Here is a 9,818-nt window from a genome sequence, read left to right on the forward strand (position 1 = left end):
GGAACCGGGCACGGCCACGGCCGGTCAGACCCGGGGTGCCCCACCGAAAGGTGAGGCGGCATGAACAGCGCTATCCAGCGCTCTCATGCAACGGTCAGGAGTCGGCGGCGTAGGCGCGCAGGAACGTGTCCACCGCCGATCTGGACACCACGAGCAGTTCCTCGGCGGGAATCTCCCGGGTGCCCATCCGTGAGCGTGTTTCGATGGGTCCGGTGAGCAGGGCGAGGAACTGCTCGGCGGCGCAGGTGGGATCGGCGGGGCGGATCCGTCCGGACAGCGACAGCCGGGCGATCCGGTCGGCGAGCGCTTCGGCGAGCCGCACGGAGGTGCGACCCTGGACGTCGGCGATCAGATCGGGGAAGCGGGCGACCTGCGCGTAGGCCAGCGAGCGCAGCGCCCGGGCACGCTCGTCACAGCACACCCGCACCAACTCGTCGGCGACGTCCTCCCACACGGCGCGCAGGTCGTCGCCGACAGCGCGCAGCCGGTCGACGGCGGCGAGGCTGTCGGCCAGCACCGCCTCGGCGACGGTCGCCATCGTCTGGCGGAACAGCTGCTCCTTGTCGTCGAGGTGGCTGTAGACCGTCGCCTTCGCCACGTTCGCCTCGGCGGCGATCTCCTGCACGCTGGTCAGCTCGTAGCCCTGGGCGGCGAAGACGGTGAAGGCAGCCTGGAGGATCGCCTGGCGCTTGTCGATCCGACCGCGCGACGATGCCCGCCTGGCGGACGGCGCCGGTGCGCTCATCGGCCAATCGTATCGGTGCGCCTGAACCGCCGGGATCGGCTGCGGTGGCATGGCCTCAGCGCGCCGTGGGCCGACCGGTCCCGGGCGCGCTTCCGGTGGCGACGAGGCCTGCGGCGGGCGTGATCAGCCGGTGGGCGATGAGCCACTGTCCGCCGTCCTCGCGGTAGGCGTCCTCGACGAGCCCGATGGTCGTCCAGTCCGCCGGCCTGGCTCGTCCGGCAACGGTGCGGGCGGCGGCCCAGTGCCAGACGGTGGCGTGGCCGGTGAGCCGGGGCCTGCCCCTGCTCCAGTCGATGTCGGGCGGCGCGCTGGTGTGCGCGACCGCGGGCCCGGCGAGCCGGTAGGACGGGTGGGCTGGCGGCCGTCCGGCGACCATGAAGTCGACGAACGCGTCGCGGCCGATGAAACGCTGCGGTGGCCCGGGCATGATCCGGTATTCGATGAACGCGTCGGCGGTGAAGCATCGCCGGCCGAGCTGTTCGTAGTCGCGGGCGTCGGCGAGGTGGAAGAAGCGGTGGTGGGTGCGCAGGATGGCCCGCTCGGCCTCGAGGCGGTCGAGAACGGTCGTCATGATGGCGGCCTTCCGGTCCGTGATGGCTTGTGGGACGGCGATCAGTTGGAGCGGGCGGATGCTGACGGCGTCAGCGGTGGCCCGCGGGATCCGCGGGCGGCGGCGAACCGGCGGCGACCAGCCCGGCCGCGGGCGTGACACGTCGCCGGGCGATGAGCCATCGGCCCTCGTGGCGGCGATAGGCGTCCTCGACCAGGAGGACGACGGTCCAGTCGGCGGGGCGCAGGTCACCGAGGTGCGCCCGGGCGGTGAACCAGTGCCAGGCGGTGGTGTAGGCGGTCAGGAAGGGCTGATCGTGACCGTTCCAGTCGACGACGGCGAGTCCGGGCACATGCGCGGTCATCTCGGACCGTGCGTCCAGCTGAGTGCGCAGGTGTCGGGTGACCTCGCCAGGGCCGTGCAGTCGGTGAGCCGTGGGCAGACGGACCTCGAGTTCGGCGTCCGGAGTGAGGCACTGCTCGGCCACCTGCTCGTACTGCCGGGTGTCGAGGAGGCGGAAGAAGCGTGTGAAGGTGCGCAGGATGTCGCGCTCGGACTCCAGCCGGGCGATCCGGGCGGAGGTTTCGTCATGCATGGTGGGCTACCTTCGGTGACAGGCGTGGCAACGGGCACGCACCTCCGGTCGGATGGGGCGGCCAGGAGAGGCTGAACCGCCTCGTAAACCATACCCACGAGTCTAGTTAACTGGCCCGTCGAGAATGGAAGTGGGGTTGGTCGGTCTCGGCGGCTGGAGGGGCGAGGTGGTCCTCCCGGCGGCGTGAGCCGGACATCGGGCTGTGCATCAGACGCGCCCGGGGGGATTCGATCGCGGCGGCCGTCGTGGCATTGACGAGCTCGGGCCCGGACTGGGGTGGGACACCGGCGCCGTCAGATCGCGCGCCGGGCAGCAGGCGGTCGAGCCAGCGAGGCAGCCACCAGTTTGCTCGGCCCAGCAGGGCCATGGTCGCAGGGACCAGGACCATGCGGACGAGTGTCGCGTCCAGCACGATCGCCGAGGCCAGGCCCAGACCCAGCATCCTGACCATCGGTGCGGGATTGGCGACGAAGCCGAGGAACACGACCGTCATGATCAGTGCCGCGGAGGTGATCACACGGCCCGTACCCGCCATTCCCCGGGCCACCGACTCGGAGCTGTCGCCGGTGGCGACGTACTCCTCGCGGATGCGCGAGAGCAGGAACACCTCGTAGTCGATGGAGAGGCCGAACAGGACGGCGAAGAAGATCGTGGGCAACGGTGAGGCGATCAGATAGGTGTCGTCGAGTCCGAACAGGCCGCCGAACCATCCCCACTGGAAGACCGCGACGACCACGCCGTAGGCGGCGCCGATCGACAGCAGGTTCAGCAGCGCGGCCTTCAGCGGCACCGCGATCGAGCGGAACACCACCATCAGCAGCAGGAACGATGCGGCGAGGATCGCGGCGACGAAGGTCGGCAGAGTATCGGTGAGCTGTCTGGTCAGGTCGTCGGTCATCGCGGTCAGCCCCGACACGGCGACGTTGCCCGGCACGATCTCGCGAATGCGCGCCAGGGTGTCGGAGGTCGCGCGGTCAGCGGGGGCCGTGGTCGGGAAGGCGCGCAGTACGGCGGTGTCACCGGCGGGGGAGAATCGCGGCTCGTTCACGGTGGCGATCCCGGGATCGGCGTTGATGCGCTGGGCCAGGGCGGGCAGGGCGTCGCGGCCTCCCTGCGCACCGGTGCCGGCGCCCGCATTCGCGCTGCGAAGATCGGCCACGATCAGCAGCGGGGCGTTCACCCCGGGGCCGAAGCCGTCGGCGAGCAGGTCGTAGGCGCGGCGATGGCTGGTGTGCGGCGAGTCGTCTCCGGCGTCCGGGAATCCTGTCCGCATGCTCAGCGCCGGTGCGGCCAGGGCGAGCAGCATCGCCGCCGCAGCCAGCAGATATGGCCAGGGACGGCGGGCGACGCGGTGGGCGAAGCGCCACCACGCCGTGGTGTGGGCCGAACCCGTGGACGCCCGGCCGCGTCGGCCCGGGATGCGTCCCGCGTCGACACGATCGCCGAGCAGCGAGAGCAGCGCCGGTAGCAGCGTGAGGGCACTCGCCACGGCGAACATGACCACCAGGGAGGTGCTGAGCCCGATGGAGGTCAGGAAGCCCAGGCCGGTCAGCGTGAGGGCGGTCATCGCCACGACGACGGTGCCGCCGGCGAGCAGGACGGCGGAACCTGACGACGCCATCGCGTCGGAGAGCGCGCTCGGACTGTCCTGGCCCACCGCCCGGTTCTCGCGATAGCGCGCCACGATGAACAGGGCATAGTCGATACCGACCCCGAGACCGACCATCGCCCCGATCGTCGGCGCTGCCGACGAGACCTCGGCGATGCCCGCCAGCAGCATGATGCCGCCGACTCCGGCGGCGACGGTCACCAGGGCGAGCACGATCGGGACGAGCGCCGCCACGACCGAGCCGAACGCCACCACCAGCACCACCAGGGCGGCGGCCAGACCAACCACCTCGATGCCCGACGTCTGCGCGTCAGCGTTGATGAAGGCCGCGTCGCCACCCAGCTCCGCCTGGACGCCGTTGACCCGCGCCGGTCGCATCGCGTCCGTGATCGCGGCGAGCACGCCTTGGCTGACCTCTGTCGTGGGCACATCGAAGCGGATCTCGGCGTATCCGATGCGCCCGGTGGGGGACACCGCCCCGGCGGAGAACGGGTTCGTGACAGCGACGACGTGGTTCACCCGCCCGATCCGAGTGGCGGTGGCCTCGACGACGGCACGACTGCCCTCGAGACGCTGCCCGTGGGGCACGGCGAACACCGCCGTCGCGCTGCCGCCGGCCGCGTCCGGGAAGCGTTCCTCGAGCAGTGTCATGGCCTTCTCGCTCTGGCTGCCGGGAGCGACGAAGTCATCGATGAACGAGCCGCCGACCGTGCCGGCCAGAGCCAGCATCAGCACGGCGACAAGTCCCCAGGCGGCGATCGTGCGCTTCGGTCTGCGTGCGCTCATGTCCCCGACGCGGCGGGCGAACTGCTTCATGAGGGGAACTGTGCGCGGCGGACCCCCGAGTCGTCGCCCGTCCGTGGAGGGGCTGCCAGCCCCGCCTAGAGGCGGTGGACGCGGCGCGGATCCTGCCCTCGTCTCCTCCTCGAGGGGGAGACCGCCGTGCGTCTGAAGGCGGGCGACGGCCGGCCCCGGCTCGCATACCGTGATCCCGTCTGGTCGACGGGAGCGTCGCCGGTCCCCACCAGAATCCTGGTCCACCACAGCGAAGGGAGATGGCGAAGCCCCATGACGCCGACCGCCGGGACGCCGACCTCCGAGGCGTCGAGCCCGGGCGCCCGGAAGGGTCTGCGAGGTCCCTTCGCCCGCTGGCCCCGCACCGCGGACGCCGTTCTCGCCGCCGCCGCCTTCGTCATGACGGTGTTCGTGATCGACGGTCCCGGCGACTCGATGGTGGTGCGCGGCCTCGCCGACGTCCCGGTTCTCGTTCTCCTGGTCTGCGCCGTGACCTGCACGGCGCTGTACCGGCGCAGACGCTCGCCGCTGGTCGCCCTGGGTGTTTCGCTCATCGCCTGGGCCGCCCTGATCGGCACCGGCGAGACCCATCTCGGCTTCGCCACGATCACCGCCCTGTATGCCAGCGGCCGCTACGCTCCCGCGGACTGGCGCGCTCCGACGGGCGCCTTCGTGGCCTCGGCCCTGGCCAGCATCGACGGCCTCGATGACCCCGGCCCGTGGTGGCAGGTGCCCGTCTTCGGCAGTCTCGTCATGGTCGGGGCGTGGTATATCGGGCGTCGTGTCCAGCTCCGTCACGACCGCGCTGACCAGCTCCGGCGGGAACGGGCCGCCGAGACCAGTCGGATCGTCGCCGAGGAGCGCACCCGCATCGCGAGGGAGTTGCACGACGTCGTCGCTCACCGGGTCAGCCTCATGACGGTGCAGGCCAGCGGGGCCAGGGCCGTCGCCGCCGAGGATCCGGCGGCGGCGCTGGGCGCGATGCGAGCGGTGGAGGAGGCAGGCCGGCAGGCGCTCGACGAGCTGCGCCACCTTCTCGGCGTCCTACGGCCGCAGAGCAGCCTCGACGACCTGGGGCCGCAGCCCAGCCTCGCCGAACTGCCCGGGCTCATCGAGCAGATCCGGCAGGCGGGTGTGAAGGTCACCTCGGCGGTGGAGGCGCTTCCGGCGGACCTGCCGGCCCGCACGGATCTGTTCGCCTACCGCATCATTCAGGAGGCACTCACCAACGTGCTGAAACACGCCGGCCCCGGAGCGTCCGCCGAGGTGCGACTGCGTGCCGATCGGGACCGCATAGCCATCGAGGTCCGCGACGATGGCGGAGCGTTCGTCGCGCCGGAACCCGCCGCTCCCCGGGAGGCTCCGGGTGGCCACGGCGTCATCGGGATGCGGGAGCGGGCGCTGCTGCTGGGCGGAACTCTGGAGGCGGGGCTCTGTGCGGGCGGTGGATTCCGGGTAGTTGCCCATCTGCCGGCCAAAGGAAAACCCGCGTGAGCATCCGTGTCCTCATCGTCGACGATCAGGCCCTGGTCCGTGGGGGCCTCGCGATGGTCCTGCGGGTGCACAACGACATCGAGGTGGTGGCCGAGGCCGGCACCGGAGTCGAGGCGATCGAGCAGGCTCGCCGGCACCGTCCCGACGTGATTCTCATGGATATCCGGATGCCGGTGATGGACGGGCTGGAAGCGACGTCGAGAATCCTCGCCGAGGCCGACTGGGACACGCGGGTACTCATCCTGACCACCTTTGATCCGGACGAGTACGTGTACCAGGCGCTGCGTGCGGGCGCGAGTGCGTTCGTGCTGAAGGACATCCCGGCCGAGCAGCTCGCGGACGCCGTGCGCGCCGTGGCGGACGGCGGCGCGCTGCTGGCACCGTCGATCACCCGGCGCCTCATCGGGCGGTTCACCGAACGCCGGGCCGTCGGCTCCGCGGCCTCGCGCCGTGTCGAGCGCCTCACCGAACGGGAGCGTGACGTGGTGGTCGCCGTCGCGCGCGGTTCCAGCAACTCCGAAATCGCGGGACAGCTGTTCATCGGACCCGCGACGGTCAAGTCGCACGTGTCGAGCATCCTCACCAAGCTCGGCCTGCGGGACCGCGCCCAGATCGTGGTCTTCGCCTATGAGAGCGGCCTGGTCGAGGCCGGCGACCACGACATCGGCCAGTGAAGGGTCGGTCCGTGTCTGGGCGATGACCCGGCGGGGCCACCACTCCCTCCGCATGATCGTCGGGCGGCCCTGTTGCGCGGATGGCCGCGGTCAAGAAGGTGATTAGGGCAATGGTGGAACTGCCAGGGCAGGACCTTGTGCGCCTGGTGTGGGAGCCGGAATTCCCGTGTATGTGGGACGTCAGGCGGGGCCGCGGCCGGTGGCCCGTGGATAACGTGGCGTGCGCCGGCAGGTTTATCGGCCGGTGCGCCGAGCCGCGCGGTGCGGGACCGTCCATCCGCCGGGCCCGTCGCCGCCGACGGTGACACACATTCATTGTGGGCTGCCCGGCGGCGGTCGTGACACCCGACGCCGGGAACGCGTGCCACCGCCGGCAGCGGCATCACCATCTGGAGCGGACTGTGACACTTGTGCACGATACGCCGGCCGGGCATACGGGCCCGTCGGTGGGCGAGGCCCCACCCAGGGCGGTGAAAACCCTGGCACACTACCTGCGGACGACGTCGCACAAGGACATCGCGCTGCTGTACTTCCTGACGTCGCTGGTCTTCTTCGCCTTCGCCGGCGTCCTGGCGATGTTCATCCGGGCCGAGCTCGCCAGGCCGGGCCTGCAGCTCCTGTCGAACGAGCAGTACAACCAGATATTCACGATGCATGGCACGCTCATGCTGCTGATGTTCGCGACACCCATCGCGTTCGCGTTCGCGAACTATCTGATCCCGCTGCAGATCGGATCGCCGGACGTCGCCTTTCCGCGGCTGAACGCGCTGTCCTTCTGGTTCTTCCTGTTCGGCAGCCTGACCGTCATGGCGGGATTCCTCACGCCGAACGGCGCCGCATCCTTCGGCTGGTTCGCCTACGTGCCGCTGTCGAACGCGGCGTACTCGCCCGGCGCCGGCTCGGACCTGTGGATCGTCGGCCTGACCGTCTCCGGTCTCGGCACCATCCTCGGCGCGGTCAACTTCATCACGACGATCCTGTGCCTGCGGGCGCCCGGCATGACGATGTTCCGGCTGCCGATCTTCTGCTGGAACCTGCTCGTCACGTCGATCCTGGTCCTGATCGCCTTCCCGGTGCTCGCCGCGGCGCTGCTCGCCCTGGAGATCGACCGCCGGTTCGGCGCGCACATCTTCGACGCGGCGAACGGCGGTGCCATCCTCTGGCAGCACCTGTTCTGGTTCTTCGGGCATCCCGAGGTGTACATCATCGCGCTGCCCTTCTTCGGGATCATCACCGAGATCATCCCGGTGTTCTCCCGCAAGCCGCTGTTCGGCTACAAGGGTCTCGTCTACGCGACGATCGGCATCGGTGCGCTGGCGATCGCCGTGTGGGCCCACCACATGTACGTCACCGGCGCCGCGCTGCTGCCTTTCTTCGCGTTCCTGACGTTCCTGATCGCGATTCCCACCGGGGTCAAGTTCTTCAACTGGATCGGCACCATGTGGCATGGCTCGATCACCTTCGAGCCGCCGATGATGTTCGCCATCGGCTTCCTGGTGACCTTCCTGTTCGGTGGTCTGACCGGTGTCCTGCTTGCCAGCCCGCCGGTCGACTTCCACGTCAGTGACAGCTATTTCGTGGTCGGTCACTTCCACTACGTCGTCGCCGGGCTGCTCTTCGCCGGATTCGGTGGAATCTACTTCTGGTTCCCGAAGGTCACCGGACGGATGATCAACGAGCGTCTCGCCAAGGTGCACTTCTGGACGATGCTCGTCGGGTTCCACACGACGTTCCTGGTGTTCCACTGGCTCGGCGTCAGGGGCATGCCGCGCCGGTATGCCGACTACACGTCGTCCGACGGCTTCGACACGCTGAACGCCATCTCGTCCGCGGGCAGCGTCCTGCTCGCCCTGTCGACGGTGCCCTTCCTCTACAACCTGTGGTGGTCGTACCGCAAGGGCCGGATCGTGACGGTGGACGACCCGTGGGGCTACGGGAACTCGCTGGAATGGGCGACATCCTGCCCGCCGCCGCGGCACAACTTCTCCTCGCTGCCGCGGATCCGTTCCGAGCGCCCCGCCTTCGACCTGCACCACCCGGAGACGGTGACCGGCGGCGCGCTGGAGCAGCACGCCACGCGGGAACTGCGCACCTGAGCGCGGAACCACGTACCTGAGAGCGCGCGCGGGACACGCGGACGGGTGAACCGCCCCGGGACCGAGACACGGACCCGGGGCGGTTCACCTGTTTCCGTGCGCGGACGCGCCGCGGCCGTCGAGATCAGCGCCCCGCGGCGTGATCCGCGTGGTCACCAGCTTGCTGGCAAGCAGCTTGTGAGGGCAGGGGCGCATCTGCGGTTCTGGGGACACTCACCGCAGCCTTTGTGGTCGTGGGATCGTTACGAAAGTGCGGTGCGTGGCAGTGTCGACCGATTCTGGTTGAGGGTGCGGATGGCCTCCGCTACGGTGTGTCCGGCCGGGGAATCCTTCTCGGTGTCGACGCCGGGATCACGGGGTGTCGAGTCGGCACTGTTGTGAGGGCAGATGGCGTTCCGCTTCAATCCGCCGCCCGGCTGGCCCGTCCCGCACGCGGGGTGGACGCCTCCGCAGGGCTGGCAGCCCGATCCCGGCTGGCCCTCCCCGCCCGCGCACTGGAACTTCTGGGTGGACGACGGCCCTGGTTCTCCGCCGCCGCAGGCTTTGCCGCCGGCGACGACGGCGACCGGTTGGCCTGCCCCGCCGGCGCAGTCGACCGGCTGGCTTCCGCCGGCAGCGCCGCCGACGGGCTGGATACCGTCTCATCCGCCGGCCAACGGGTCGTATCCGGCCGCGTCGTCGTGGAAGTGGGCGGCGGGCGGAGCGGCCGCGGTGTTCCTCGGTTCGCTGTTGCCGTTCATCTCGTATTCCGGTTATCTCGGCGGGGACATCGTGCCCGGCGCGCGGGTGGCCTCCGCGGCATTCGGCCTGCTCCTGCTCGGACTCGCCGTCGGCGCCAGGGCGAGGTCGCAGGCCTGCGACGTGCTGCTCCTGCTCGGCGGCCTTCTCGGCGCCCTCGGCTATGGGACGTTCATCCTGCTGGGCCTCGCCGGTTTCGAGGATGACGACGCCTCGCTGTTCGGCACGACCACCAGAATCCAGTTCGACCCCAACGTCGGCATCACCAGCTGCCTCGCCGGCTGTGCCGTCGTCGTGGTCGCCGCCATCCAGGGCCTGCGCGCCCGTTGAGCGACTCCCGTCGCTGGCCCCAGCGGCCGCCGTTCGTCGGGGCCGAGTGGAGCTCGACGAGCACGGCGCCGGTAGGTACTCCGGGTACGGCGCGGGGCGTTGGCGTGTGACCGGGAAACGTAGCGTGCAGGCCCCGTCCTTCAGGGCGGGGTCAGCACATCAACTCCGGCGTCAGGATGACAACGGCATGAT

Annotated in this window: 8 protein-coding genes; 4 read left to right on the forward strand and 4 right to left on the reverse strand. The window is 70.2% G+C overall.

Annotation, left to right across the window (positions count from 1 at the left end; translation table 11 throughout):
- Positions 1-94: 94 nt before the first annotated feature.
- The 4 genes from C1A33_RS13655 to C1A33_RS13670 all read right to left on the reverse strand — a co-directional run bounded on the left by C1A33_RS13655 (position 95) and on the right by C1A33_RS13670 (position 4,315).
- On the reverse strand, positions 95-745 hold the full coding sequence (locus C1A33_RS13655; protein WP_101831897.1) for a TetR/AcrR family transcriptional regulator: 651 nt from the start codon (positions 743-745) through the stop codon (positions 95-97).
- A gap of 55 nt (positions 746-800) precedes the next feature.
- Positions 801-1,316: a nuclear transport factor 2 family protein gene (locus tag C1A33_RS13660; protein WP_101831902.1), complete on the reverse strand. Its 516-nt coding sequence runs from the start codon at positions 1,314-1,316 to the stop codon at positions 801-803.
- A 70-nt stretch (positions 1,317-1,386) separates the two neighbouring features.
- Positions 1,387-1,890, reverse strand: a complete 504-nt coding sequence (locus C1A33_RS13665) for a nuclear transport factor 2 family protein (protein ID WP_101831898.1) — start codon at positions 1,888-1,890, stop codon at positions 1,387-1,389.
- A 106-nt stretch (positions 1,891-1,996) separates the two neighbouring features.
- Complete coding sequence (locus C1A33_RS13670; protein WP_101831899.1) at positions 1,997-4,315, reverse strand: MMPL family transporter; 2,319 nt, start codon at positions 4,313-4,315, stop codon at positions 1,997-1,999.
- A 252-nt stretch (positions 4,316-4,567) separates the two neighbouring features.
- Between C1A33_RS13670 and C1A33_RS13675 the strand changes: the two genes are divergently transcribed.
- From C1A33_RS13675 to C1A33_RS13690, 4 genes are all read left to right on the forward strand, one after another.
- Positions 4,568-5,788 (forward strand): sensor histidine kinase, encoded by a 1,221-nt coding sequence (locus C1A33_RS13675; RefSeq protein WP_243407518.1) that lies wholly within the window; start codon positions 4,568-4,570, stop codon positions 5,786-5,788.
- Positions 5,785-6,462 (forward strand): response regulator, encoded by a 678-nt coding sequence (locus C1A33_RS13680; RefSeq protein ID WP_101831900.1) that lies wholly within the window; start codon positions 5,785-5,787, stop codon positions 6,460-6,462. The genes C1A33_RS13675 and C1A33_RS13680 overlap by 4 nt, the downstream gene beginning before the upstream one ends.
- A 401-nt stretch (positions 6,463-6,863) precedes the next feature.
- Entirely contained in the window at positions 6,864-8,558 is a 1,695-nt protein-coding gene (gene ctaD, locus C1A33_RS13685) for an aa3-type cytochrome oxidase subunit I (RefSeq protein WP_101831904.1), read from the forward strand.
- A 387-nt stretch (positions 8,559-8,945) separates the two neighbouring features.
- Positions 8,946-9,626 (forward strand): hypothetical protein, encoded by a 681-nt coding sequence (locus C1A33_RS13690; RefSeq protein ID WP_101831901.1) that lies wholly within the window; start codon positions 8,946-8,948, stop codon positions 9,624-9,626.
- The last annotated feature ends 192 nt before the right edge of the window (positions 9,627-9,818 follow it).

The sequence above is a fragment of the Frankia canadensis genome (genome assembly GCF_900197875.1).
Taxonomy (GTDB): Bacteria; Actinomycetota; Actinomycetes; order Frankiales; family Frankiaceae; genus Frankia; species Frankia canadensis.